Genomic DNA, 26907 nt, shown 5'->3' with positions numbered 1-26907 from the left:
ATCCTATAAAGAATAATAAGTTGATTAGATTTTTTGTGACTGTTTTGGCTGTAATTGTGTTGGCAACTTTTTCCGCCGGAGACGCATTGGCGGAAGACGGATCAGGTGACAGCAGCGGCGGAGGCAAAGATAATCCACTGATACTGGTATCGTCTAATCCTGAAGACGGGCAGGAAAATGTTTTATTGACAACCGAGATAAAGCTTACCTTTAATAAAAATGTTGTTAATATGTCTGTAAGAGATAATAACATGAAGTGCTTCTCTCTTACTGACAATACAGGTAATACGGTTCAAATCAATGTAATAATGGCTGATGATCAGATGGAACCGGAAAAACGGCGGGAGATTGTTTTGCAGCCTGCTAGTCAATTAGAGGCCGGTACCAATTATACATTAGAAATATCCCCTGAACTAACTTCCAAAAGTGGTGTTACCTTAGGCCAAATAGTTGCTGTGACGTTTATTACTGCAGGGGAGGCTGCTCCTTCTGTTAAAGCTGATTCCAATATCCAGGATACCGAGATTTCTGCCAATGATTTGCTGGAGACAAACATGACTAGCGGCTTTTCTGAACCAGCCGATTCCAAGTCCTCTGACAGTGATGCTCAGGCTCCATCTGTGGACCAAGAGGTACTTGCCTCTGACCTTGTTAGTGATAACCAGGACAAAACGGAGCAGGAGCAGACTGAGCCGAAGAAGACCGAGAATCCAGTGGAAGTCAATAGTGCAATAAAGGATTCTGTAGATTCGGCTGATAAAACAAATTATGCGGGTGTGGTTTTACCTCTTGGAGGGATAGCACTATTTATAGTTGCGGGCTATATTTACTACAGACGTAAATTGTAGAGGTGATAACAACGAAGCGGAAAATTGTTTTCGGTGCTTTAGCATTAACCCCGTTTGCCTGTATTATGTTATCTCTTTTTTTAGGTAGATACCCTATTTCTATTGTATCTATCTTAGGAGTAATTTGGGCCAAGGTAACTATGCAGCCAATAACAGTACCTGAGCAAATAACTACAATCATATGGGAGATCCGCTTACCCAGAGCAATCCTGGGCGCTTTAGTAGGGGGCGCACTGGCTGTAAGCGGGGCTTCCTTTCAGGGGCTGTTTCGCAACCCCTTGGTTAGTTCCGGCATCCTTGGGGTTAGTTCAGGGGCCGGCTTTGGGGCAGCTCTTGCTATCTTGTTGTTTAATTCCACAACATATATTTACCTGTTTTCCTTTTTCTTTGCGGGGCTTGCGGTATTGGCCAGCTACCTAATCGGCAGGGTTTATAGCACCACCCCGGCTATAATGTTGGTTCTCGGTGGGGTAATAGTTTCATCAGTCTTCTCGGCATTGGTTTCTTTTGCCAAATATGTGGCAGACCCTTATAACCAACTACCTACTATAACTTTCTGGCTAATGGGCAGTCTTGCTTCTGCCCGGTACCATGATGTTTTGGTGGGCGGTGGTCCGATGATAATTGGGATAGTAGGGCTGCTGGCAGTTAGATGGCGGTTAAATATTCTGTCGATGGGGGATAAGGAAGCCCGCTCCCTTGGTCTTAACATTAACATCAACAAGGGGATAGTTATAGTTTGTACAACTCTTGCAACAGCCGGGGCTGTTTGTGTGAGTGGAATAATTGGATGGGTTGGACTGGTTATTCCACATATTGGCCGTATGTTAGTAGGCAATGATAATAAAGTTTTGATTCCGGTGAGCCTTTTTTTGGGGGCCAGTTTTTTGATACTGGTCGATAATATTGGTCGGATAATTACAGGTTCGGAAATACCTTTGGGAATTTTGACGGCTTTGGTCGGAGGACCGTTCTTCGTATATTTGCTGAAAAAAACAAAAGGGGGTGGCTGGTAAATGCCTCTTTTAAGAGTACAGTCAGCTGTCTTTGGGTATGACGATACAGATATATTCAGCAACCTGAGTTTTGAGATACAACCTGGAGAAATATTTTGTATAGTGGGGCCTAACGGCTGTGGTAAAACAACTTTGTTGGATTGTTTGCTGGGAATCAACAAACTCCGCCAGGGTATCATTTCACTGAATGGAATGGATATTAACGGTATTAGCCCTCGAGCAATGGCAAAGGAAATAGCCTATGTACCACAAGCGCATGTTAAGACTTTTCCATATACTGTTAAAGAAATAGTACTGATGGGGCGAGCAGCCTATACCGGTTTTTTTTCGGCCCCATCTGTGGAAGATGAAAAGATAGCTGAAGAAGCGATGGCAATGGTGGGTATGGACAAGTTTCAGGACCGGCCTTATACTCAATTAAGTGGGGGAGAGGGGCAACTGGTTATGATTGCTAGAGCTTTGGCCCAGAAAACCCACTTTATTATCATGGATGAACCTACCGCTCATCTTGATTTCAAACACGAGTTAACTGTAATGGAAACTGTGGTACGGCTGGTTCGTGATATAGGTGTATCAATTATAATGGCTACACATTTTCCTAATCATGCATTTTATTTCGAGAACAATCAGATTAACACAAGAGTAGCGATGATGAATGAGCGGACATTTCTTAGAATAGGCGGACCAACAACAGTTTTGACCGAAAAAAACCTGGTAGAATTATATAATGTGATGGCTAAAGTAGTTACATACCCCCTGCAGAACGGTTTAGTTATCAAACAAGTTATTCCTGTTAGTACTGTAGGTAACGGGACTATAGAAGAAAGGGTGGCACTTTAGTGTATGTTCGGAGAAATTTGGGCTTAAAATTCATTTCAATTATTTTAATACTGGTTATTGGCCTGATTGGTACTGGGTGCGGAGCAGGTAATAAAGAAAGTGCAGCCATTGATAAATTGCTTGGCAGTGATACCATACAAATCAGGGATTGCATCGGCCGTAAGGCGCAAATTCCTGCCAAGGTAGAGAGAATTGCCTGTCTTTATGCATTTACCGGTCATGTAGTTACTATGCTGGGACAAGGCGATAAGATTGTGGCTGTAGTTAACGGTTTAAAGCGAGACACTTTGTTAAATGAAATGGTTCCTTCAATAGGGCAGGCACTGGTCCCATCAACAGAAGGGGCAATTAATATTGAGGAACTAATCAAAGCCAAACCGGACCTGGTTTTCATCAGAGCTGAAACTGCGGCTCAGGAAGGGGAAACCGAAAAATTAAATAAGAGCGGGATACCTTATCTGGTAGTAGATTTTAATTCCATTGAAGAACAAAAGTACGCTATAGAGATGATTGCTAAGGCTGTTGGGGTTGCAAATAAAGGCAAGAAGTATAATCAATATTATCAGGATTGTCTGGATTTAATCGAGCAAAAGTTGACCGGTCTACCAGATAAAGACCGTTTGAAGGTATACCATTCCGTAAATGAGGCATCAAGAACCGACAGTCCAAATACCCTGCCGGCCGACTGGATGCAGAGGGCAGGGGTAATCAATGTGTCAGTAAACGATAAATTAAAGTTTCTGGAAGGGAAATACTATGCCAACCTTGAGCAGATATTCCTATGGGACCCTGATATAATAATAGCTAATGAGCCCGGTGTAGGCGGATATATTCTTGACAGTGAGCAGTGGGCGGGGTTAAGGGCAGTTAAGGAAGGCAAGGTATTTCAAATGCCTATAGGCATTTCCCGCTGGGGGCATCCAGGCTCCTTAGAAACGCCGTTAGCTGTTTTATGGATGGCTAAAACGGCTTATCCAAAAACATTTCAGGATTTAGATATGGTTTTGGAAACAAAAACCTTTTATAAGCAATTTTTTAATATTGAGCTAAATGATGATGGGATAGCTAGGATTTTACAGGGGCAAGGTATGAGGACGGCTAAAGGTGACAATAAAACCGAAGGGGGGCTCATTAAATGAAAGTATTAATATGCATTGATGATACTGATAACTTAGAAAGCAGAGGGACAGGGCACTTAGCGGAAATATTGGCCGGACAAATAGAAGAACGCGGTTGGGGCAGGTGTTCCGGCATAACTAGGCATCAGCTATGCGTTCATCCTGATATACCTTATACCTCTCATAACAGTTCCATGTGTTTTGAAACATGCCTTAATAATAGCAGCTTAACAGAATTGATTGATTTCGCATCAGAATTTTTACTTAAAGAAAGTGCTGAGGGATCAGACCCCGGATTGTGTATAGTTGCTATTGATAATGTACAGGAAACCGATCTTTTAGTAAAATTTGGATGTCAAGCGAAGATAGAAGTACTGACTAAACAAGAAGCATACGACTTGGCCCAAAAACTAGGTATCCATCTTTCAGAACATGGCGGCACAGGTCAGGGAGTGATAGGGGCACTGGCCGGGGTTGGATTGCGTTTTACAGGAAATGATGGCAGGTTTAAAGGGAAAATCAGGTTGAAAGCTGATAATGACCAAATCACTGTCAGAGATATTTTGGCCCAATCGAGGGTTGAACTTGTGAAAAGTCTTGAAGGAACTATTTTAGAAGATGATGATGTAGTAATTTTGGGAGACAAAGTAAAAGCAGTGATGCTTGAAGGAAAGTGTGTTATGTTAGTGTACTCTCCTGAGGGCTGTCAAAAAGAATGGCATACATGTACCAAACAACAACTGCGTAAATTCTAGTTCTTTTATAAAGTTAGTTTTATTTTGGGGGAATGATTTTTGTGGTTTAATAACGAATTTGGATTAAAAGTGTTTAGAGGTGGAAAAGATGATTGGCAGAGTGCAGCCGATGCGGCAAGGGCATGTAATGAATTTGCTGAAGATGACGAAGATGAGCAGGTAGCAGACTCTCCGGTATCCTGTTATAACTGCCGGTACAGGAGGTGGACGCCAACATCTTTTGTATGCCTAAAAATTACTAATAAGAATTAAGCTGCTTCCGGATTTAGTGGCTTGACAATTCTCAGCAGCTTGTGTTAGAATCATGTATGCATTGACCAACAATAGCATAAGCGGATGTGGCGGAATTGGCAGACGCACCAGACTTAGGATCTGGCGCCGCGAGGCGTGGGGGTTCAAGTCCCTTCATCCGCACCAACGAAACAAACAGGTTTGCATTATTGGAGACATTCCAAATGCAGGCCTTTATTGTTGGCTGAAAAAATCAGGCCTGCATACACATAATAAGGAATGCCATAATATAAATATATTAAATGCCTATAAAGGGTGTGATATGGTGCCAACCACTGAGGAAATTCAACATGATATACTCCTTATCATAATCACCGTGTTATTTGTATTTTTTGTTACAGGGCTAGCAGGGCCAGCCCCCGGAGGTGAGATACCTATCCCATTCCCGTAATATTGAGCAGACTGGAGGGTATCCCATGTCTAATGATGCAATGGATAAATTAATGGGATTTGTAATGCAGCAGCTAGGGATCTCCCAGGATAACTCCGGGGGTGGTCAAGATGGTTCCGGTAATAATTCCGGATTTAGCTTGAACCTGAATCCCCAAAAGGTTGCTGTTATTGCCGGAATCCTGGCGAATGTGCTGGAGGTTCAGTCAATATTGATCGATCGAACCCAGCTCGTTCAAATTATTTTGCAGGGTTCACTTAAACGAAAAACTCCCTTGGACGATGCTATGAATGTAGTTGGTTGCTGCTCTTTTGACCAAGTTATGCAGGCCATGCTGGAACGGTTGTCATAAAAGTTTTAAACACACATAAAAGTTTTAATATTTGAAACTTTTTGCGTAGAATGTTATAATATGTCTATCTGTGTAAAAAGGAGAATACAAGGATTAAATGCAAATTATTACTTTGTGCCGTTACATAACAAGAAGAAAATTGTTTTGGTTGAGGAGGTCACTGGCCCCCGTTATTTTGACGGCGTTTTTGCTGTCATTATTTTTTTGCGCTGCTGCTTGCCGGCCTGCCCAAGCTTCTGCAGGTACCGGGAGTACCGAGCCTAAGGTGGTAATGGTGGTTCTAAACCGGATAACACTTGAAGATTTGTTAGATGACCGTTATCAAAATATCAGCAAACTGATTTCCAAGGGCGGACTTGGGCTGATGACTATAAATACCGCCGGAGATTACAATGATGCCAGTGCTTATCTTTCCATTGGCGGCGGTAACAAGTTTAATGGATCACAAATGGCCGGAGAAAGCTATACAAAGGAAGAAGTGCTTCCTGACGGGTCTAAGGCAAAAGACGTATATGTAAGAAATACGGGCAATAATCCAGCCGGTAGTGAAATTCTTAATATCAATATTCCGGTTTTGCTCAAGATTAATAAAAACAAAAACATTGATTCAGTTCCCGGCCAATTGGGACTGATGCTGCACGAATCGGGGCTAAAAACTGCTGTGATTGGCAACAGTGATACCAATTTTGGGAGTCCTGCTAATAGGCCCGCTGTTTTAATTGCCATGGATCAGCTAGGGCGTGTGGATTATGGAAACGTAAGCAGGGAACTGCTTATTCCTGACCGTTATTCACCTTACGGTTGGAGAACAGATTATGACAAATTGACGGCAGAACTGGAAATGGTTTGGGACAAGAGTGACTTGATTGTTGTAGAAACAGGCGACACTTTAAGGAGCAATAACAGTAACCTCCTGGAAATGAAGCGCATGATTGATAGTCATCGGCTCATTGCTCTAAAAAATACCGACCGCTTTATTGGACGCCTGCTTCTCAAGGCTGATAAAAACACTTTGATAATGATTGTTACACCCCTCCCTTATGCACAAGCTATCCGTGACGGTATCCGTGTCACTCCGCTGGTGATGGCAGGTGGTACGGTGGAACCTGGAAGCATATTGGTTTCACCTAGCACCAGGCAGGAAGCCTTAGTGGCCAATTTTGACCTGGCAGCAACAGCAGCCAGGCATTTGGGCGCAGCCCATTCAGGAGGGCTAATCGGACTGCCGGTTACCGGGGTTGTTATTGATAACCAAAAGGACACTGTTGCTGATGTGCAGTCGTGGCTTTTGGCTAATTGGACCCAGCGCTCCGGAATATTATATTATTTTATACGATATCACTGGATAATTTATATTTTGGCCCTAGTTCAGGTTATCGTGGGATTTTCACTTGGTCAGGGCTGTATAAGGTTTTTACTGGCTGCACTGCTGTTGTATCCATTGGCAATTTTACTAGTTCCGCTAGCGGGCTATGCAAATAAATGGCTGTCTATTTCCCTGTCTATTCTAATACTCGCATTAATTACTTTTGTACTGACTCGTATAAGGAATAACTTGAAAATGTTTCTTGCAATAGCCATAGCTTCGGCTATGCCGTGTGTGATTGATGTGCTTACAGGGGCCAGACTGATGAAAACAGCGGCACTGGGTTATGACCTGGTTGCCGGGGGGCGGTTTTATGGAATCGGAAATGAGTATATGGGTGTTGTCATTGGTGCTTCTATTTTGGGTGCGGCTATTTTGCTGCAGTTGTATTCCAAAACCTGCAGGTGGATTTTGCCACTTATTGGATTGGGTTTTGCCGGTCTCGTGATATTTTTTGCCGCACCTGAAGTTGGAACTAATGCCGGCGGGTCTTTAGCTGCAGTGGTAGGCTTTGCGGTCAGCTTGTACCTCTTTTCAGGCAGAAAGATGAAATTCAGGTCAGTAATTCTCATTATGGGTGCCGTGATAACCGGGCTGGGGATACTGGTATTGGTTAATTATTTCCTCCTGTCCGGATACTCGTCCCATATTGGTCGGGCAATTAATAATGCTATAAAGGGGGATCTTGCATTTATTTGGTTTATGGTTCAGAGGAAGCTGGTGGCTAACTTTTACTTGCTGAGACATTCACCCTTTAGTGTAATCCTTATTCTCCAGTTTTTACTTGGGCTGGCGATAGCTGCCAGGAAACAAGCCTCACTGGTTAAACTGGCGGAAAACTATAAATTTATGGCAAATGGTATGGCTGGAATATTTTTTGGCGCATTAGGAGCATTTGTTTTCAATGATTCTGGGGTTATTGCGGCAGCAATTATGTTGAATTACCTTATCATCCCACCTGTTTTATTGATTTTTCAACGGGAGTTTCAGGCTGATTAATTCAAGAATTATAGCAGGGATATTATATCTGGCGTTATAGTTGGGTATTATTTAAGAAAAGGTTAAAGTGGGGGTTAATATATGGACAGATGGAACCTGCCGCTGAGGCAGCCGGTTTCTAGTAGCAAAAAACCGATCTCAGGCAAAGAACGAAGTTTAATCTTAGCAATACTGCTTATAACACTGGTTGCCAGGTTATATTATGTATATACATCACCTCAATTGCAGTTATCACATGATGAAATAGGATATCATGAAATGACTCTGCAGTTTTTGGATAAAGGTTTTCTGGGCTATTATTCTGATAAGCCAAGTGCTTTTGTGACTCCAGGATATCCTATATTTTTAGCTGTGCTATATTTTGTGGCCCAAGCAGTTAATATTGATCCACTGACTATGGTAAGGACAACCCAGGCAATAATCAGTGTGGGTTCGGTTTTTTTGGTTTACATTATAGCCCGAAAATCCGGGGGCATTCCTGCAGGTTTGCTGGCCGCCATATTGTCTGCCGTTTATTTGCCTGCTTTCATGGCCAATAACCGGATACTTACTGAGGTGTTATATGTATTTTTGCTCTTAGGATATATTTATGCTGTTATTAATGCTTTTGAAAAGAATAGGCTCAGATGGCATGCCCTGTCCGGTGTTATGATGGGGCTTGCAGTACTGGTGAGACCTTCGGTGGCGCCATTTATTGTTGTTCCTTATATATTTATTTGGTTTTGTCAACGCAGGTCATGGGTTTCAGAGAGGAACCATCGGTTAATAGCAGGTTTCTTACTGGCACTTATATCTTTTTCGTTAATCATGACTCCCTGGTGGATTCGCAACCTGATGGTCTTTGACAAGTTTATAGTATTTGCTACCCAGTCCGGGAACCCTCTTTTAAGGGGAACTGACCCCTACGACCCGTACGACAAGATAGGGCCTTCCATCATTGAAAATATACCTGAGTCGGATATGACACGGGTAGCTGTGGAAAGGATAAAACAGGGTTTTAAAAATGAACCGGTTCTTTGGCTGAAGTGGTTTACTGCAGGAAAACTATCGTATATGTGGTCGAAACCCTGGGGGTACTTTTCCGGCTGGCCTGTTGCCATGCATTTCTGGGCATTTATAATTTTGGGATGGCCGGCAACTTTTATCAATATTTTTGATAGCAAAATGCGCTGGCCGGCTTTGCTGATTATTTTTACCACTGTACTTCACCTGGCGTTTATTCCGATAACCAGGTATATGTATCCGCTAACCCCTTTAATGGCTATTATGACAGCTGCTTTAATTGTCAAAATTGCTGGAAAAATACTTGACACTGATTACTTAAGTAGTTAAAATATACATTGTAATACCGTCTGTATTTGTTAAAGTCTGGGTTATAAGCGGAAGTAGCTCAGTGGTAGAGCATCGCCTTGCCAAGGCGAGGGTCGCGGGTTCGAATCCCGTCTTCCGCTCCATTACATTACAATGGTCTCATCGAATTTAAAGGATGGTTCCATCATGACCTCGGTAGTGATACAGATTCACCCACCGGGGTGTTGTTTTATAAAAAATATCGGGGTTACACCTTGGAAATTATGTTTTGGGCTGCACAAATTTTTACTGTTTTCATATAATTACAGAGATACAGGAGGAGCATAAATGAAGGTAAACATGGAAAAGATAGAGAAGAATATTGTGGCACTGGAAATTGAAGTTGAACAGTCCAAGATACAAGAGGCCACAGAAAAAGCTTACAAAAAGATTGTGAAAAAAATTTCGATCCCTGGCTTCAGGAAGGGAAAAGCTCCCAGGGTCCTGGTGGAGAAGCACGTAGGAAAAGATTACATTAATGAAGAAGCTCTGGACACTGTTGTTCCACAAGAATATTATGAAGCAATTAAAGAAACCAACATTCAACCAATTGATAAACCCAAAATTGACATTGTGCAATTTGAAGAAGGGAAGCCTTTTATATTTAAGGCAACAGTTGAAGTTAAGCCTGAAGTTGAATTGGGTCAGTACATAGGCATTGAGGTAGAACGCAAAGAAGATGAGATAACTGATATAGAAGTAAATGCAGAGCTTGAAAGACTCAGGAACCGTCACGCTCAATTGGTGAATATTGAAGAAGGGGCTGCAGAAGAAAAAGATTCAGTTATTATCGATTTTGAGGGCTTTATTGATAATGAACCGTTCCAAGGTGGTACAGGTACTGATTATTCCCTCGAACTTGGCTCAGGGACTTTTATTCCTGGATTTGAAGAGAAACTGATTGGAGCTAAGGTTGGCGAGGTCAGGGATGTCGAAGTTAAATTCCCTGATGATTATCACTCTGTGGAGCTTGCAGGAAAAGATGCATTATTTAAAGTTACTGTAAAAGGCATTAAGAGGAAGGAACTGGCTGATTTGGATGACGAATTTGCCAAGGATGTAAGTGAATTTGAGACTCTTGAGGAATTAAAAAATGACATTATGAATAGACTAAAAGAGGTGGCCGAAAAGCAGGCATTAACAAGGCTTCAGGATGAGCTGGTACAAAAGATTGTTGAGAATTGCAATGTTGAAGTTCCCGACCTGTTGATTGAACAAAGAATTGATGGTATGCTGCAGGGTTTTTCTCAAAGGCTGTCAATGCAGGGATTGTCTATGGAAGACTTTTTGAAGCATACTGATAATGATATTGATGCAATCAGGTCCGAATATCGTTCTTCAGCGGAAAAAGCGGTTAAGACCGATTTGATTCTCGAAGCAATTGCGCATAAAGAAAATATTATGGTTTTTGATGAAGAAGTTGATGCCAGGGTTGCTGAAATGGCAAAAAATTATAGTGCTGAGCCCGAAGTGTTCAGAAATTGGCTGGAGAGCGGGGGCAACATGGAATCACTTATGAAGAGTATAGTCATTGACAAAATTCTTATACAATTGGTAGAAAAAGCTGTAATAAAATAGAGTACAATAAATATGTCTGGCGGATTTTTTTAGGCCGCCTTGTTTACCAATACCGGGTAATTGTGTATAATTGATTAAAAGGAGCAGGTGAGAATTATGAGTTTGGTTCCCATTGTAGTTGAACAGACAAACAGAGGGGAAAGGGCCTATGATATTTATTCGCGCCTATTAAAAGATCGTATAGTTTTTATTGGCGGCCCTATAGATGACATGATTGCCAATCTTCTAATTGCCCAAATGTTGTTTTTGGAAGCAGAAGATCCAGACAAAGATATTCATCTTTATATTAATTCACCTGGTGGTGTGGTTACTGCAGGGATGGCTATTTATGATACCATGCAATATATTAAGCCTGATGTCTCGACGATTTGCCTGGGACAGGCGGCAAGCATGGGTGCATTTCTGCTGGCGGCGGGAGCAAAAGGCAAGCGTTATGCCCTTCCTTATGCACGAATCATGATTCACCAGCCAATGGGCGGAGTGCAGGGCCAGGCTACAGAAATTGAGATTCATGCTAAGGAAATCCTAAGGATGAAGGAAACAATCAACAAACTTCTAGCAAATCATACCGGTCAGCCGCTGGAAAGAATTGCCCAGGATACTGAACGTGATTTCTTCATGTCGGCAGGTGAAGCCAAGGATTATGGTGTCGTTGATGAGGTGTTTACTGCTCGGAAGTAAAGAACAGAGGGGATTGTTATATGTATAAATTCAGTGACGACAAAGGCCAACTGAAGTGTTCGTTTTGTGGAAAGCTTCAAGACCAAGTAAAAAAACTGGTTGCTGGGCCGGGTGTATATATTTGTGACGAATGTATAGAGCTGTGTAATGAAATTATTGAAGAAGAACTTAGTGATGACATTGGTTTAGAAATTGGCGACTTGCCAAAACCAAAAGAAATAAAAGGAATTCTTGATCAATATGTAATTGGTCAGGAATCTGCAAAAAAAACACTGTCGGTTGCCGTTTATAATCATTATAAGAGAATTAATATGGGAAGCAAGATTGACGATGTTGAACTCCAAAAGAGCAACATTGTAATGCTGGGTCCGACAGGAAGCGGGAAAACCTTATTGGCCCAAACATTGGCAAGGCTGCTGAATGTACCTTTTGCCATTGCTGATGCCACGTCACTTACCGAGGCAGGTTATGTTGGCGAGGATGTTGAAAATATCCTGTTGAAATTGATTCAGGCTGCTGATTATGATGTGGAAAAAGCGGAAAAAGGTATTGTATATATTGATGAAATAGATAAAATTGCCCGTAAGTCCGAAAATCCGTCCATAACCAGAGATGTTTCCGGTGAAGGTGTGCAGCAGGCTCTTCTAAAGATACTAGAAGGGACAGTTGCCAGTGTTCCTCCGCAAGGAGGGCGCAAACACCCGCATCAGGAGTTTATTCAGCTTGATACCACCAATATACTGTTTATTTGTGGCGGTGCTTTTGACGGTATAGATAAATTGATTCAGCATAGAATCGGTAAAAAGAGTATGGGTTTTGGTGCTGAAGTCCATTCCAAAAAAGCAAAGGATTCTAGTGAATTACTCAAGCATATTTTACCGGAAGACCTTTTAAAATACGGTTTAATTCCGGAGTTTGTTGGACGACTGCCGGTAATTGTTACTCTAACAGCCCTTGATGAGGAAGCCTTGGTTCAGATTCTTACTCAGCCTAAGAATGCTCTTATCAAGCAGTATCAGAAGTTTTTTGAAATGGATGGTATTAATCTTGAATTCAAGGAAGATGCTTTACAGAACATTGCCCGTGAGGCAATGAAAAGAAATACCGGGGCTAGGGGTTTGCGGGCGATAATTGAAGATATCATGCTTGAAGTTATGTATGAATTGCCGTCTCGTGATGATATTACAAGGTGTACAATTACTAAAGAAGTAGTAGATAAAAAAGAACAGCCTATTTTGGTTACAGTTGATCGTAAAAAGAAAAAAGAAGAAAGTGCTTAAAGAACTGCCGCCAGGCAGTTCTTTTTATTGACAAACATCAATTAGCAGGAATTATTACATAAATGGTGGAATATTTACATGTTGGTTAATGTGGTATAAAGTGCAAAATACTTTAGGGAGAATCACATGAAAATTAAGAAGCTGTCAGAGCAGCAAAAGGAAAAACTTACCGGCTTACTGGTGATTCTGTTGGGGGTTGCAGTATTGGCGGGGCAGGTTGCCGAAACACAATCAGGTTTCCTGAGGGATGTTTCCCATATGTTGCGGATGTATATTGATACGATACAGTACATGATAGCAATGTTTATTCTAAATTTTATTTTTGTAATTACTGCAATCAAAAAATATGAACATTACCCCAACCCATTTCTTGATACCTTAAAATGGTATTTTGCCATCTTAATGATTAGTGATTTTTTTGTTATGGTTTTCAGGATAATCCAGCAAAATAATCTTATTCCACTGAGAAGTGGTTTGGTTGTCGGTTTAGGGCAGACTTATCTGATGCTGGCTTCAATGAGGGGTATTATCGAACTTACTTTTACATCGGCAGCAGCGTTGTTGTTTGTTTATGGACTAATGAGGTATGCCCCTATTTTAAAAGCCAGTCCGGAAAATACGACTGCACGCACTATTTTGGGACTTATTATTTTTCATTGGCTGACTGCTATACCGGTGAATATTTCCAGTTTTATTGGCAGCCGGGGAGTTTATGCTTGGTCATTGGGGTTGAGTCAGGCAGCACAGATTGGGATTGCGCTCTTGATTTACTGGGTTATTAAGGAATATCACCAACATTACCGGACAAAGTTCTTTGCTTACCTGAACATGTATTATGGCCTTAATTTATTGATGCAATGTCTTATCTTTACTTATTCTATGGGGTCTTTTGGAATAATGCAGAGATATCCGGTTGGAGAAATTGAACTGATGGGTAGTTTCGGACAAATCGTTTTTTATTTAACACGCCTGGCATTTATACCAATGAATTACTTTATGTATAGGGCTATAGCCAGCTACAGAGAACCATAAAAAAAGGCTTCGGACAGCCACACACTGGATAAAATCTACCTTGTTAGGCAATACTATCCTTGGTACACAAGTACTGAATTGTATACTTACCAAGGAGGGATACCGTGAATTATTTGAGTGGCATCGGAGGCTTTCTAAGTTTTGTCCAGTTGTTTTTTGCCATTGTCATTGGACTATATTTCTTTAATCTACTGAAGGCACAGCAGGGTAATAAAGCTGCCGTGGAAAAAGAATCCCGCAAGGAAATGGATAAGCTGCTGCAATTACGCCAATTAAGCTTAACCGAACCCTTAGCTGAAAAGACAAGGCCGGCTAAATTTGACGAAATAATAGGTCAAGAACAAGGACTAAAAGCTCTGAGGGCGGCACTATGTGGACCTAATCCCCAACATGTGCTTATATACGGGCCTCCTGGTGTTGGTAAAACTGCAGCGGCACGACTTATTCTTGAAGAAGCCAGGAATAATCCTGAATCTCCCTTTGAAGAGAAATCAAAATTTATTGAACTTGATGCTACAACAGCTAGATTTGATGAGCGAGGAATCGCGGATCCGCTGATAGGTTCGGTTCATGACCCTATCTACCAGGGAGCCGGACCTCTCGGACAGGCAGGTATTCCCCAGCCTAAACCGGGTGCTGTTACCAAAGCTCACGGGGGGGTGCTTTTTATTGATGAAATAGGTGAACTGCATTCTATACAGATGAATAAATTGCTTAAGGTGCTTGAAGACCGAAAGGTATTCCTGGAAAGTGCTTATTACTGTTCAGAAGATACTAATATACCCACACATATTCATGATATGTTCAGAAACGGGCTTCCCGCAGATTTTCGGCTTGTGGGGGCAACTACGCGAATGCCCCAAGATATTCCCCCTGCTATCAGGTCCAGATGTCTGGAAGTTTACTTCAGGTCGCTTTTGCCGGCAGAAATACAGCAGATTGCAGGAAATGCAGCCCAGAAAATTGATTTTGGCCTGGAAGAGGGAGCCCTTGATGTGCTAAAAAAATATGCCTCAAATGGCAGAGAAGCTGTAAACATTATCCAAATAGCTGCAGGAATTGCGATAACTGAAGAACGAAAAGAAATCAGTATTAATGATATTGAATGGGTTGTTAACAGCGGTCAGTATAGCCCGCGGCCGGAGAAAAAGATTCCTCCGGCGCCTCAGGTTGGGTTTGTTAATGGTTTGGCGGTTTACGGTCCTAATATGGGTACTCTTGTGGAGATTGAGGCTGCTGTAGCCAAGACTTCCAAAGGCAAAGGACGGCTTACAGTTACAGGGGTTGTTGATGAGGAGGAAATCGGCACTCCCGGGAGGGTAATGAAGCGAAAAAGTATGGCCAGGGGTTCTGTTGAAAATGTTCTGACTACGCTCCGCCAGGGTTTTAATATTGAGACACAGGATTATGATATTCATGTTAATTTCCCCGGAGGTATTCCCATTGACGGCCCGTCTGCCGGTATTGGTATAGCTGCTGCCATTTACTCGGCGATAAAAAATGTTCCGGTGGACAATAAGGTTGCTATGACTGGTGAATTATCCATAAGGGGTGTTGTTAAGCCTATAGGTGGTGTTGTTGCCAAGGTGGAAGCTGCTAAACAGGCAGGGGTAAGACGTGTTCTAGTCCCACGGGAAAACTACCAATCTATGTTTAAAAATCTTGAGGGTATAGAAGTTATCACTGTAGATACCATGGAAGATGTGGTGAAATGCATCATAGTACCTGAAGAGGTTTTGGTCGACAGTTATTTCCAGGCAGATGTATTGAGTGCATCACATTTATGTTGACTTAAAAGCCCCGGAATTGATGGGGCTTAAATTAATTTCCATGGCTTGCAGGGAACCTTAATAAAGGTATATAATTAGAATGCAATAATAATGTATTTTATAGCGAGAACTGACGATTCGGAGGTGATCTTAAGTGGTAGAAGAGGATAAAACAAAGGAAACAGATGAGGAAAAAGGAAAAGGAAAAGTAAGGGCAAGCAAGCAGGAAGAACCGGTAGAAATCAGGCGCCGGCTTCCGCTGCTTCCTTTACGGGGTATACTGGTTTTCCCTTATATGATTATACATTTGGATGTGGGACGCGAAAAATCAGTCAAGGCTATTGAAGAAACAATGATTCAGGATAGAATAATTGTTTTGGCTACCCAGAAAGAGGCCCAAACTGACGAACCGGCTAAGGAAGACATATATGAAATAGGAACTGTTGCAGAAATCAAGCAGTTGTTAAAATTGCCGGGAGGAACCATAAGGGTTTTGGTGGAAGGCCTGTCAAGGGCAAAAATTGAAAATTATATTGATTATGAGCCTTATTTTAAGGTGGAAGTTACTGAATATCCCGAAACCGGGCATATCACATCAGAGATCGAAGCTTTGATGCGCAGTTTGGTTAACCAGTTTGAACATTATGTTAAAATGAGTAAGAGAATACCACCGGAAACTGTAGTTACGGTGGTTAACCTGGAAGAACCTGGCCGGCTTGCCGATATAATAGCATCACATCTGGCTCTGAAAATTGAAGACAAACAGCGGGTTCTGGAGGCTGTCGACATTGCCAAGAGGTTAGAGATTCTGTGTGGGATTGTTTCAAAGGAGCTTGAAATTCTGGAATTAGAACGTAAAATCAACCTAAGGGTCAGAAAACAGATGGAGAAGACGCAAAAAGAATATTATCTCAGGGAACAATTAAAAGCCATCCAGAAAGAGCTTGGCGAAAAAGACGAAAAAGTAGCAGAAAGTGAAGAATATAGGGATAAAATTGCCAAGGCCAAGCTGCCGAAGGAAGTTGAGGAAAAAGCACTTAAAGAAGTAGAGCGTCTGGAAAAAATGCCTCCTATGGCTGCAGAGTCCGGTGTAATCCGGACTTATCTTGACTGGCTGCTGGTTCTGCCGTGGAACAAAAAGACAAAAGATAGGCTTGATATTAATAAAGCTGAAATAATTCTTAACGAAGACCACTATGGATTGGATAAGGTCAAAGAGAGGATACTGGAATATCTAGCTATCAGAAAATTAGCTAAAAAAATGAAGGGACCCATTTTATGTTTTGTTGGGCCGCCCGGAGTTGGCAAAACTTCCCTGGCTAAATCTATTGCCAGGGCTTTGGAACGCAAATTTGTCCGAATGTCCCTGGGAGGAGTGCGTGATGAAGCTGAAATCAGGGGGCACCGCCGCACCTATGTCGGGGCTTTGCCTGGCAGGATTATCCAGGGTATCAGGCAGGCCGGTTCCAATAACCCGGTATTTCTTTTGGATGAAATTGATAAAATGAGTATGGATTTCAGGGGTGATCCTTCGGCTGCCCTGCTGGAAGTGCTTGATCCTGAGCAAAACAGCACATTTAGTGACCACTATATTGAGGCATCATTTGATTTATCGAATGTAATGTTTATTACGACTGCCAATACAATGCATCCAATTCCGCGTCCACTGCTGGATCGGATGGAGGTTATTTATATTTCAGGCTATACCGAGGAAGAGAAGGTTAATATTGCATCAAGGTACCTGATTCCAAAACAGCTGCAGGAACATGGGTTAAAAAATAATATGCTTTCTATTTCTGAAAATACGGTTCGCAAGATTATCAGGGAGTATACCAGGGAATCTGGGGTACGCAACTTGGAGCGAACTATTGCAACTATATGCAGAAAAACAGCCCGGGAAATTGTCCAGGGCAAATCCAGGAATGTTAAGGCTACTATTCAAAACTTAAGCCACTTCCTAGGCATACCACGTTTCAGGTATGGTGTGGCAGAAAAAGAAGATGAGGTAGGCATAGCTACAGGATTGGCTTGGACTGAAACAGGCGGTGATGTGCTGGCGATAGAAGTAACCGCCCTTAAAGGCACCGGCAAGCTAACACTTACCGGGAAACTCGGTGATGTTATGAAAGAATCGGCACAGGCTGGTTTCAGTTATATTCGTTCTAAGACAGAAGAATTAGGAATCCCTCTGGAGTTTTATGAAAAATATGATATTCATATTCATGTTCCTGAAGGGGCTATACCTAAAGATGGACCTTCAGCCGGTATTACCATGGCTACTGCTGTTGCTTCTGCGCTTACCAACAGAAAAACAGCAAGTGATATAGCCATGACCGGGGAAATTACTCTGCGCGGGCGCGTTCTCCCTATCGGCGGGGTTAAGGAAAAAGTACTGGCAGCCCACCGGGCAGGAGTTAAGACTGTTATCCTGCCTGAGGAAAACCGTAAAGACCTTGAAGATATCCCGCAAAAGGTAAAAAACAAGCTGGAATTTGTCCTGGTAGAGCATATGGACCAAGTTTTAGCGCGGGCTCTAAGGAAGTCGTAGTATGCGTATAGTTTCCGCAAATTATACGATTAGTGCTGTGGGGCCAAAGCAGTACCCTGAGGACGGACAGTTTGAAATAGCTTTTGCGGGACGGTCAAATGTAGGTAAGTCATCTCTGATTAACCGGATGCTTAACCGGAAGGCATTGGCCAGAACCAGCAGTACACCTGGTAAGACCAGGCTGTTGAATTTTTATCATATTAATGATAGCTTTTATTTTGTGGACCTACCAGGTTATGGGTTTGCCAAAGTATCCAAGACAGAAAAGGCTGGGTGGGGTAAAATGATTGAGGAATATCTCCTTAACAGGGGAAGCCTCAGGGCAGTTATTCACCTTCTTGATATCAGGCATGCCCCCAGCAAAGAGGATGCCCAGATGCATGAATGGCTGAAACATTACGGCATTCCAACCATTTTGGTAATCACAAAAGCTGATAAAATAGCCAGGGGAAAGTGGCAAAAGCATACTCGTTTGATAAAGGAAACCCTTGTTCCACTGCCTGATACGCCAGTAATTATATTTTCGGCAGAAACAGGCCAGGGCAAGGACGAGTTGTGGAATTTAATTAGTGAAAAAATGATCTGATTTTTTTGATACTTAAAAGTAGTTAACTAGGGGTAGATGTGTTCCGAATGGATGAGTCTGACGTCAGCTTGCCGGTGACTGCGCAGCAGGAGCCGTAACAAGCTGAGTTGTAGCCATCCTTGAGGAATACATCTGCCCCTCTTCATGTAACGACTTTTTCGGGTTATTATTACGCTACTTTTTGCATACTTTTTAATGCATGCAGAAAGAGGTGAAAACATGGTCAATATTGGGATGCTTTTAATAGGGCTAGGAATAATTTTGGTCAGTGCTGAGCTTTTTACCAATGGGATAGAATGGCTGGGACGCAGGATGAAGCTTTCGGAAGGGGCAGTGGGCAGTATATTAGCCGCAGTGGGCACAGCACTGCCGGAAACTCTGGTTCCTGTAATTGCTATCGGCCTGGGAACCAGTCAGGCAGCAACGGAAATAGGTGTTGGCGCTATTCTGGGAGCCCCGTTTATGTTGGGTACCTTGGCACTTTTTGTTACCGGAGCGGCAGCTCTCATTTTTGCTCTCTTTGGCAGGAGAAGGGCCACTATGATGATTGATAACAGTGTAATGAAGCGGGACCTTAAATATTTTCTGGTTATTTATTCCATAGCAATATTGGCGGCCTTGCTAAGTAGTCATTTATATAAACTAATTTTGGCAGTTGGGCTGATAGCCGCGTACATTTTATATGTTTATAAAACCATTACCAGTGGTGAATATGTGGCAGGGGGAGACCTGAAGCCCTTGCTGCTGCAGCGGACATCTGCTATACCCCGGTTCAGATTTATAATGTTACAGGTATTGATGGCGGTTGGCGGAATTATCTGTGGAGCAGAATTATTTGTACACTCAATGGAAAAACTGGCGGTGATAATGGACATAGCTCCTTTTATTCTTTCGGTAGTTATCACTCCGGTGGCTACGGAATTACCCGAAAAGTTTAACAGCATAATCTGGGTCAGCAGGGGAAAAGATACCTTGGCTCTGGGGAATATAACAGGTGCCATGGTGTTTCAGAGTTCAATCATTCCGGCAATCGGTATTCTAATGACACCATGGGTACTTAATAAGGCTGCTTTTACCTGTGCCCTGGTAGCTCTTTCGTCAGCGGCAATGATATATGTTTTTCTATCCCTTAAGGGTTACTTGAGGGCATATACCTTATTATCAGGGGGGGTGTTTTACAGCCTGTTCCTTTTTCTAATTATAGGACATAAAATTTAGGATGGAGGTAAGGGTGTGAATATAAGGTCATTTCTGGAAGCTGTGAGCATCGGGGGAAAAACTGCGTTTCTTAGTGCTGCCTTTTGGTTTGCAGTTTTGGTTATTTATGGAACAGTTACAGGATCAGAAGTGATTTACTTGCAGCCAGGCTTAATGATTATAGCTTATATAAGTGTTATTTTGGGTGGGTTAAGTGCAGGAATGGCAGATGGTACACTTGGCTGGCTTCAAGGAGGAGTGGTAGCAGTATTTTACCTTTTTGCCATCATGGTTCTGAAGGCAGTTATGTTTCCAATTGCTGAGTTTGGAGCGGCCGAGTTGGTTTCATCGGCTGGGATATTACTTGCCGGGGCATTTGGGGGAGTCACTGGAATTAACCTTAGGCCCCTGAAAAGACAGAAAGTTAGAAGAAAATATCTCCGGGGCTGAAAATTTTCAGCCCCGAATCACATTGACATTGTGTTTTATGCTTTGAATTTTTGCACAAGCAAATCAAGTTTCTCAGACATCTGTGACAGCGCTTTGGATGAAGCGGCAATTTCTTCTACAGAGGCTGCCATTTCCTGAGTGGAAACCGAAATGTTATGAGCAGCTGAAGTGCTGTTTTGTGAAATTGCAGAAATATGGTTAATAGATGATACTACCTGCTCACTGCCTGCAGCCATCTGTTCTGTGGCCGCTGTATTTTCTTGAGTTACTGCAGCCACAGTTTCCATACTTTGTACAACTTCACTGCTGCTTGCAGCTGCCTGCTGGGCACCGGCAGAAATTGCATTTACTTGATCAAGAACCTTATCGACAGTTGCCGTAATTTCATCAAGAGCTTTTCCTGCGGTTGTTGCCAGGTTAACTCCTTCCTCAACTTCATTGGTTCCTTCTTCCATAGCGTTAACTGCCCGGTCAATGCCTTCCCGGATATTTGTTACCAGGACGGCAATTTCTTTGGTAGCTGAGCCGGACCTTTCTGCAAGTTTTCTGACTTCATCAGCTACAACAGCAAAACCTTTTCCATGTTCCCCGGCTCTTGCGGCCTCTATGGCGGCATTTAAGGCCAGCAGGTTTGTTTGATCAGCAATTTCGTCAATGACTTCAATTATTTCACCGATTTGTTGGGAACTCTGGCCAAGTTCTTTAATTTTTTGTGCAGTTTCATATACCTTACTTTTTATTTTGCCCATTCCGTTAATAGTATCCGAAACGGCTTGGCTGCCGTTTTTGGCTACAGTTACTGTTTTCATAGTACTTTCAGAAACATCACCGGCACTTGAAGCAACCTCTTCTATAGCTGTTGCCATTTCCCCAACGGAAGTTGATACCTTTGTGACCGATAAAGCCTGTTCCTGGGCACCGCTAGCGATATGCCTGATAGTTTCACTCAACTGTTCTACTACTTTACTTATTTCAGAGATGTTTTGTGAAAGGCTTGTATTTCCGTTTGCAACTTCCTGAACAGCGGCAGCACCGCGTGAAATTATCAGGGAGGATTCACCGGAGTTTTTAGATAATTGCATGCTCATTTCTGCGACACGTGAAGCAGCCTCTTTAACTTGATTAATTAGAGAACGGATATTAGTAATCATTTCATTAAAAGCATTTGCCATTGTGCCTATTTCATCTTTTGAATTTACTTCAACAGTTTGGGTAAAATCACCCTCAGAAACAAGCCTGGTTTTTTCAACTACATGATTAATCGGGTCCAAGATACGCTTTACAACAAATGCCATCAGCAAAAGTGAGACAGCGACTACTAAGAATGCAATAAGTACGGCCGACTTAAGGGCGGAGTTTTGGGCTGTTTTCAGAACCTCAACCGGTATTCCTGCCCTCATGGCTCCCCAGTGCTGTCCGTTAATTTTTACCGGATATGAAACGTCATAAAGCACTTCTCCTGTATCACGGTAGTATAATTGGGTGAGAGGCTCAATGGAAGTGGCTGCTTTTATACCTACGGGGTCATTGAAAACCCGGCCCTCTCTTTCAAGATTACTGTGAACAAGGGCTTTGCCGGTTTTGTCAACCAGTACCAGGTATCTAACCTCATCATCAAAATCCATAAGTTCCTTATAAGCATTTCTTAAGAGGGTATAATTCCCGCTATTAATAGAATTCTTAGCGATGCTGACATAGGGTGCCAGTATCATCTTGCCTTTGTCTTCAAGTTCATTTTGAAGTATCCCGGTTTCCCGCCGGTAAGTTACAAATGATGATGCTATAAGGGCAATACATATTATCAGTGCTGTTGTAAGGTTAATCTTCCATTGAATGCTTTTGTTAATCTTCCCAATCATATTTTTTTCACCCGCCCTACTCTTGATGATTTTTGTTTTATGTATGATAAAGTAAGATAACTTTAAGTGGAACAAACCACCTCCCTTATCATGTTATAAATAAACTTACATTGGTATATCAATCGTAATAATAACAAAAAAATTGACATAAAACAACAATTTTTGACAAAATTTACGAATTTGACAACACTGCTCCGTTTGTTATAAAATATATTAACAGACGTTGAAGGAGAGTAGTAGGATACCTGACCTCACAGAGAGGGGGGCCCCCTGGCTGAGAGACCCCCTGATGGTAACAGAATCTGAAGTCGCTCTGGAGTTGCGCCGTCGAAAGATTTCAGTAGGCTGCGCCGGGCAGCCCGTTACAGCAATCACGAGAGCCGGAACTTTTTTATGGTATCCGGAATTAAGGTGGTACCGCGGAAACTTCTTTCGTCCTTAGTGGATAAAGAGGTTTTTTATTTTTATGAAATACTGTAAGCTCATGGAAATTTCCGGAGCCAATAGTAAAGGGAAAAAACCAAAAGGCCGGGAGGATAAAAATGGAAGAGAAAAACATACCGACTACATATGATCCGCAGCAGGTTGAAAAGAGACTTTATGAGTTTTGGGAAAAAAACGGTTTTTTTCATGCTGAAGTAGAAAAGGACAGGAAACCGTTTACTATAGTGATGCCCCCGCCTAATGTCACCGGAGCACTGCACATGGGACATGCTATGGATAATACACTTCAGGATATCCTTATCAGGTGGCGGAGAATGCAGGGGTATAATACGCTTTGGGTACCTGGTACAGACCATGCCGGAATTGCAACCCAGGCTAAAGTTGAAGAACAGATTGCCAAAGAAGGAGTTTCCAAATATGATTTGGGTCGTGAAAAATTTTTGGAACGTGTCTGGGAATGGAAAGAGCTGTATCATGGCAGGATAGCCAGTCAGTTGAGGGTTATCGGTTCTTCCTGTGACTGGGACCGGGAACGTTTTACCATGGATGAGGGCTGTTCCCGGGCAGTTCAGAAGGTATTTGTGGACCTGTACCGAAAAGGGCTGGTTTATCAGGACAATTACATCATAAACTGGTGTCCTAAGTGCCATACTACCATTTCAGATATTGAGGTGGAACACAAGGAACAGGCGGGCTGTTTTTATCATTTGAGGTACCCTATAAAACACAGTGATGATTATGTTTATCTTGCTACTACACGGCCGGAAACCATGCTTGGCGATACTGCCGTGGCAGTTCATCCGGATGATGACCGTTATCGTCACCTGATAGGTCAAACTGTAATCCTTCCTATCGTAGGCAGGGAAATCCCGGTAGTTGCCGATACATATGTTGATCCTGAGTTCGGGACAGGTGTGGTTAAAATAACTCCTGCTCATGACCCTAATGACTTTGAGGTTGGCAAACGGCACAACCTTTCAGAAATCAATGTGATGAATCTTGACGGCACTATGAATGAAGAGGCTGGCAAATATCAGGATATGGACAGGTACGAATGTCGTAAAGAAATTTTAAAGGATTTGGAGGAAGGCGGTTTCCTTCTTAAGGTCGAGGACCATACTCATGCAGTGGGCCAGTGCTATCGGTGTTCAACAACTGTGGAGCCCATAATCTCAAAACAATGGTTTGTTAAAATGGGTCCCTTGGCTGAACCGGCTATTAGGGCAGCCAAAGAAGGCAAAGTCAAGTTTGTTCCTGAGAGGTTTACAAAAGTCTACCTGAACTGGATGGAAAATATCCGTGATTGGTGTATATCACGCCAGTTGTGGTGGGGGCACAGGATACCCGTATGGTACTGCAGGGATTGCGGAGAAGTAATTTGTGAAATCGAGCCGCCTGACATTTGTACCAAGTGCAGCAGCAAACAATTGGAACAGGATACTGATGTCCTGGATACTTGGTTCAGTTCGGGACTTTGGCCTTTTTCCACTCTGGGTTGGCCTGAAAAAACCCCTGAGTTGGAACATTTCTATCCAACATCTGTTCTGGTCACCGGGAGGGATATTATATTTTTCTGGGTTGCCAGGATGATATTTATGGCTCTGGAGTTTATGGATGAAGTTCCTTTTACTGAAGTCTTTATTCATGGATTGATACTTGACTCACAGGGCAGAAAGATGAGCAAGTCCTTGAATAATGGTGTTGACCCCATAGAAGTCATTGACAAATTCGGTGCTGATACTCTTAGGTTTATGCTAATTACGGGTAATACCCCTGGGAATGATTTGAGGTTTCATTTTGAGCGTCTGGAAAACACCCGGAATTTTGCTAATAAAATATGGAATGCTTCAAGGTTTGTGATGATGAACCTAGAAGGGTTCAGTCCGGAAGAAGCCGGTCAGGAGTATTCCGTGGCAGATAAGTGGATATTGTCCAGGTATAACCAAACTGCTGGGGAAGTTGCCAGGAACATGGAAAGGTACGACCTTGGTGAGGCAGCCAGGGTACTCTATGAATTTATCTGGAATGAGTTCTGTGACTGGTATATTGAACTGGTTAAGCCTGCACTATATGGGAAAAAGGATGAAGCCAGCAAAAAGACGGCTCAGTATGTGCTTTGGCATGTACTTTCAAATACCCTTAAACTGCTCCACCCGATGATGCCGTTTATTACCGAGGAAATTTGGCAGCATCTTCCTCACGAGGGAGAGACCATTATGACACAACAGTGGCCAGATTATTGCGATTCGTTAAATGATACTGAAGCTGAGGAAAAAATGACTGTTATTATGGAAACTATCAAGGCAGTAAGAAACCTCAGGGCTGAGATGAATGTTCCGCCTTCACGGAAAGCGGAAATTATAATTGCTGCAAATAGTGATATTAATTTTGCTGCTTTAAATGATGGCAGGGAATATGTTCAGCAGTTAGGAGCGGCATCGGAAATAGCGGTTACCATTTCCCTTGAAACTAAGCCGGAACAGGCGGTTACGGCTATGACCAGGGGATTGGAGATATTTATTCCCCTTAGGGATTTAATAGATATAGACAAAGAGATTGCCAGGCTCCAAAAAGAACTGGACGTTTTGGAGAAGGAACTCTTACGGGTAAATGGTAAACTATCCAATAAAGGTTTCCTTGATAAAGCGCCGGATGATGTCGTTGAAAAAGAAAAAGTAAAATTGGCGGGATTTATGGAAAAGAAAAATACTTTGGAGGAAAGGCTGAAAAGTCTTGAAAGGAACGGGTCAAAATGAACTTTGAAGAATCAATAGAGTTTTTGCAAAACCTCACCAAGTTTGGCTTTAACTTCGGGTTGAACCGGATTGAGGAACTGTTAAGGAGACTTGGGAGCCCTCACAGGGAAATCAGGGTTATCCATGTAGGCGGAACCAACGGAAAGGGTTCTACGGCTACGATGATTGCCGCTATTTTGCAGGCCGCGGGTTACAGAATAGGAATATTTACTTCACCTCATATTCATTCTTATTGTGAAAGGTATAAGATTAACGGTATTGATATTAGCAGGGACCGTATAGCTGAAATGATGACTCTTCTCAGGCCTCATCTGGAGCAAATGGTTGCCGGAGGCTTTGAACATCCTACTGAGTTTGAGGTCAGTACCGCACTTGGTTTCCTGTACTTTTATCTTGAGAAGGTGGATTTTCTTGTTCTGGAGGTAGGCTTGGGGGGAGCTATTGATTCTACCAATGTAGTTATACCATTGGTTTCGGTAATTACAAATGTGGCTATGGACCACATGGACTACCTGGGTAATTCGGTCAAGGAGATTGCAGAAGTTAAAACAGGAATAATCAAACCAGGCATGCCTGTGGTAACAGCTGCTGATGACCCTGAAGCACTCAGGGTTATTCGGCAGGCAGCCCAGGAAAAGATCTGCCGCCTGGTAGAGATAGGCCGTGAGGTTACCTGGCAGTTAAGAAACAGTACACCTGATGGCCAGGAATTTGATATTTTCACTGCCCAGAAGTCTTATGAAAATGTATTTATAAGGCTTGCCGGGTATCACCAGGTGGTCAATGCAGCAACTGCTGTGGCTGTGATTGAGCTGCTGGCTGGGTATGGATATTCCTTTGATGCTGAGACAGTTACCCGTGGCCTTGCGGAGGCCAAATGGCCGGCACGTTTGGAGACAGTCAGGGAAAATCCCAGGGTTGTGCTTGATGGGGCTCATAATCTTCATGGTTCGGCAACCTTAAAAAAGGCGCTGACAGAGGTGTTCTCCTACAGGGATCTAATTTTAGTATTTGGTATGCTTGGAGACAAAGAGAGGGAAAAGGTTGTCTCCATGCTGGCTCCACTGGCCAAGGCGGTTGTGGTAACAAAACCTAATTCCCCCAGGGCAGGGGACTGGGAAAAAATAGCTGATGAAGTCAGGAAATATGTGAGTGAGGTTTATCTGATTGAAAATATTCATCAGGCAGTGCAAAAAGGTATAGAAATGGCCGGCTTTGAAGACATGGTATGTATCACTGGATCACTTTATATGGTGGCCGAGGCCAGAGAACTGTTCAACGGGAAGTAACTGGAAACCGAAGTAAAATGAAGTAGAGGAAATGTCTCAAATTGAGAGTGTTTCCTCTTTTTTTGGTCTATTTTTCTTAACCTGTCCATAAGATATTCTAAAGAGTGTAAGC

General features: G+C 42.6%; 21 protein-coding genes, 2 tRNA genes and 1 other annotated feature. Of the genes, 22 read left to right on the top strand and 1 reads right to left on the bottom strand.

All coding sequences use genetic code 11. From position 1 onward, the window contains the following. Window positions 1-20: 20 nt before the first annotated feature. The 20 genes from ABFY19_RS11425 to ABFY19_RS11330 all read left to right on the top strand — a co-directional run bounded on the left by ABFY19_RS11425 (window position 21) and on the right by ABFY19_RS11330 (window position 20447). Entirely contained in the window at window positions 21-848 is an 828-nt protein-coding gene (locus ABFY19_RS11425; protein ID WP_418790775.1) for an Ig-like domain-containing protein, read from the top strand. Window positions 849-850: 2 nt separating this feature from the next. After that, window positions 851-1864 (top strand): FecCD family ABC transporter permease, encoded by a 1014-nt coding sequence (locus ABFY19_RS11420; protein WP_418790773.1) that lies wholly within the window; start codon window positions 851-853, stop codon window positions 1862-1864. Beyond that, entirely contained in the window at window positions 1865-2704 is an 840-nt protein-coding gene (locus ABFY19_RS11415; protein WP_418790772.1) for an ABC transporter ATP-binding protein, read from the top strand. Then, window positions 2704-3843: an ABC transporter substrate-binding protein gene (locus ABFY19_RS11410; protein WP_418790771.1), complete on the top strand. Its 1140-nt coding sequence runs from the start codon at window positions 2704-2706 to the stop codon at window positions 3841-3843. Before ABFY19_RS11415 ends, ABFY19_RS11410 begins: the two co-directional genes overlap by 1 nt. After that, the gene (locus ABFY19_RS11405) at window positions 3840-4577 is read left to right on the top strand and encodes a hypothetical protein (RefSeq protein ID WP_418790770.1); all 738 of its coding nucleotides are present in this window, start codon (window positions 3840-3842) and stop codon (window positions 4575-4577) included. Before ABFY19_RS11410 ends, ABFY19_RS11405 begins: the two co-directional genes overlap by 4 nt. Window positions 4578-4616: 39 nt before the next feature. Next, window positions 4617-4829, top strand: coding sequence for a hypothetical protein (locus ABFY19_RS11400; protein WP_418790769.1), 213 nt, complete (start codon window positions 4617-4619; stop codon window positions 4827-4829). An 80-nt stretch (window positions 4830-4909) separates the two neighbouring features. Further along, window positions 4910-4994: transfer RNA gene (locus tag ABFY19_RS11395), tRNA-Leu, on the top strand. Window positions 4995-5284: 290 nt separating this feature from the next. After that, window positions 5285-5611 carry a hypothetical protein gene (locus ABFY19_RS11390; RefSeq protein WP_418790768.1) on the top strand — a complete coding sequence of 109 codons (327 nt, stop codon included), beginning with the start codon at window positions 5285-5287 and terminating at the stop codon, window positions 5609-5611. Between the two features lie 97 nt (window positions 5612-5708). After that, window positions 5709-7976 carry a hypothetical protein gene (locus ABFY19_RS11385; protein ID WP_418790767.1) on the top strand — a complete coding sequence of 756 codons (2268 nt, stop codon included), beginning with the start codon at window positions 5709-5711 and terminating at the stop codon, window positions 7974-7976. A gap of 81 nt (window positions 7977-8057) precedes the next feature. Continuing rightward, complete coding sequence (locus ABFY19_RS11380; RefSeq protein WP_418790766.1) at window positions 8058-9308, top strand: ArnT family glycosyltransferase; 1251 nt, start codon at window positions 8058-8060, stop codon at window positions 9306-9308. Between the two features lie 47 nt (window positions 9309-9355). Continuing rightward, window positions 9356-9430: transfer RNA gene (locus ABFY19_RS11375), tRNA-Gly, on the top strand. 184 nt (window positions 9431-9614) lie between these two features. Next, a complete protein-coding gene (gene tig / locus ABFY19_RS11370) occupies window positions 9615-10904 on the top strand; it encodes a trigger factor (RefSeq protein WP_418790765.1) in 1290 nt (429 codons plus the stop codon). 93 nt (window positions 10905-10997) lie between these two features. Further along, on the top strand, window positions 10998-11585 hold the full coding sequence (clpP, locus tag ABFY19_RS11365) for an ATP-dependent Clp endopeptidase proteolytic subunit ClpP (protein ID WP_418792599.1): 588 nt from the start codon (window positions 10998-11000) through the stop codon (window positions 11583-11585). A 20-nt stretch (window positions 11586-11605) separates the two neighbouring features. Further along, window positions 11606-12865 carry an ATP-dependent Clp protease ATP-binding subunit ClpX gene (clpX, locus tag ABFY19_RS11360; RefSeq protein ID WP_418790764.1) on the top strand — a complete coding sequence of 420 codons (1260 nt, stop codon included), beginning with the start codon at window positions 11606-11608 and terminating at the stop codon, window positions 12863-12865. 126 nt (window positions 12866-12991) lie between these two features. Continuing rightward, window positions 12992-13897: a hypothetical protein gene (locus ABFY19_RS11355; RefSeq protein WP_418790762.1), complete on the top strand. Its 906-nt coding sequence runs from the start codon at window positions 12992-12994 to the stop codon at window positions 13895-13897. Between the two features lie 104 nt (window positions 13898-14001). Further along, entirely contained in the window at window positions 14002-15687 is a 1686-nt protein-coding gene (lonB, locus tag ABFY19_RS11350) for an ATP-dependent protease LonB (protein ID WP_418790761.1), read from the top strand. A 220-nt stretch (window positions 15688-15907) separates the two neighbouring features. After that, window positions 15908-18214: an endopeptidase La gene (lon, locus tag ABFY19_RS11345; RefSeq protein WP_418792598.1), complete on the top strand. Its 2307-nt coding sequence runs from the start codon at window positions 15908-15910 to the stop codon at window positions 18212-18214. Window position 18215: 1 nt separating this feature from the next. Next, on the top strand, window positions 18216-18800 hold the full coding sequence (gene yihA, locus ABFY19_RS11340; RefSeq protein WP_418790760.1) for a ribosome biogenesis GTP-binding protein YihA/YsxC: 585 nt from the start codon (window positions 18216-18218) through the stop codon (window positions 18798-18800). A gap of 219 nt (window positions 18801-19019) precedes the next feature. Next, window positions 19020-20018: a sodium:calcium antiporter gene (locus tag ABFY19_RS11335; protein WP_418792597.1), complete on the top strand. Its 999-nt coding sequence runs from the start codon at window positions 19020-19022 to the stop codon at window positions 20016-20018. A gap of 15 nt (window positions 20019-20033) precedes the next feature. Next, window positions 20034-20447 (top strand): TIGR04086 family membrane protein, encoded by a 414-nt coding sequence (locus ABFY19_RS11330; RefSeq protein ID WP_418790759.1) that lies wholly within the window; start codon window positions 20034-20036, stop codon window positions 20445-20447. Window positions 20448-20482: 35 nt separating this feature from the next. Here ABFY19_RS11330 and ABFY19_RS11325 read toward each other — a convergent pair whose 3' ends face one another. After that, the gene (locus ABFY19_RS11325) at window positions 20483-22306 is read right to left on the bottom strand and encodes a methyl-accepting chemotaxis protein (protein WP_418790758.1); all 1824 of its coding nucleotides are present in this window, start codon (window positions 22304-22306) and stop codon (window positions 20483-20485) included. Window positions 22307-22520: 214 nt separating this feature from the next. Beyond that, window positions 22521-22749 (top strand) — a binding site (T-box leader). A gap of 99 nt (window positions 22750-22848) precedes the next feature. Here ABFY19_RS11325 and ABFY19_RS11320 point away from each other — a divergent pair. Both ABFY19_RS11320 and ABFY19_RS11315 read left to right on the top strand, forming a co-directional pair. After that, window positions 22849-25506, top strand: coding sequence for a valine--tRNA ligase (locus tag ABFY19_RS11320; protein ID WP_418790757.1), 2658 nt, complete (start codon window positions 22849-22851; stop codon window positions 25504-25506). After that, the gene (locus ABFY19_RS11315) at window positions 25503-26795 is read left to right on the top strand and encodes a bifunctional folylpolyglutamate synthase/dihydrofolate synthase (protein WP_418790756.1); all 1293 of its coding nucleotides are present in this window, start codon (window positions 25503-25505) and stop codon (window positions 26793-26795) included. The genes ABFY19_RS11320 and ABFY19_RS11315 overlap by 4 nt, the downstream gene beginning before the upstream one ends. Window positions 26796-26907: the final 112 nt, after the last annotated feature.

The organism is Phosphitispora sp. TUW77 (genome assembly GCF_048453025.1).
In the GTDB taxonomy this organism is placed as follows: Bacteria; Bacillota; Thermincolia; order Thermincolales; family UBA2595; genus Phosphitispora.
The sequence above is the reverse complement of the archived record's forward strand: the minus strand, read 5'-3'. Positions and strand labels throughout refer to the sequence as shown.

What these genes read in the sequence shown, in the direction of transcription:
- ABFY19_RS11415 (WP_418790772.1), top strand. Translation starts at nt 1,865, where the DNA reads ATGCCTCTTTTAAGAGTACAGTCAGCTGTCTTTGGGTATGACGATACA.
- ABFY19_RS11405 (WP_418790770.1), top strand. Translation starts at nt 3,840, where the DNA reads ATGAAAGTATTAATATGCATTGATGATACTGATAACTTAGAAAGCAGA.
- ABFY19_RS11390 (WP_418790768.1), top strand. Translation starts at nt 5,285, where the DNA reads ATGTCTAATGATGCAATGGATAAATTAATGGGATTTGTAATGCAGCAG.
- ABFY19_RS11385 (WP_418790767.1), top strand. Translation starts at nt 5,709, where the DNA reads ATGCAAATTATTACTTTGTGCCGTTACATAACAAGAAGAAAATTGTTT.
- ABFY19_RS11380 (WP_418790766.1), top strand. Translation starts at nt 8,058, where the DNA reads ATGGACAGATGGAACCTGCCGCTGAGGCAGCCGGTTTCTAGTAGCAAA.
- tig (WP_418790765.1), top strand. Translation starts at nt 9,615, where the DNA reads ATGAAGGTAAACATGGAAAAGATAGAGAAGAATATTGTGGCACTGGAA.
- clpX (WP_418790764.1), top strand. Translation starts at nt 11,606, where the DNA reads ATGTATAAATTCAGTGACGACAAAGGCCAACTGAAGTGTTCGTTTTGT.
- ABFY19_RS11355 (WP_418790762.1), top strand. Translation starts at nt 12,992, where the DNA reads ATGAAAATTAAGAAGCTGTCAGAGCAGCAAAAGGAAAAACTTACCGGC.
- yihA (WP_418790760.1), top strand. Translation starts at nt 18,216, where the DNA reads ATGCGTATAGTTTCCGCAAATTATACGATTAGTGCTGTGGGGCCAAAG.
- ABFY19_RS11335 (WP_418792597.1), top strand. Translation starts at nt 19,020, where the DNA reads ATGGTCAATATTGGGATGCTTTTAATAGGGCTAGGAATAATTTTGGTC.
- ABFY19_RS11325 (WP_418790758.1), bottom strand. Translation starts at nt 22,306, where the DNA reads ATGATTGGGAAGATTAACAAAAGCATTCAATGGAAGATTAACCTTACA.
- ABFY19_RS11320 (WP_418790757.1), top strand. Translation starts at nt 22,849, where the DNA reads ATGGAAGAGAAAAACATACCGACTACATATGATCCGCAGCAGGTTGAA.
- ABFY19_RS11315 (WP_418790756.1), top strand. Translation starts at nt 25,503, where the DNA reads ATGAACTTTGAAGAATCAATAGAGTTTTTGCAAAACCTCACCAAGTTT.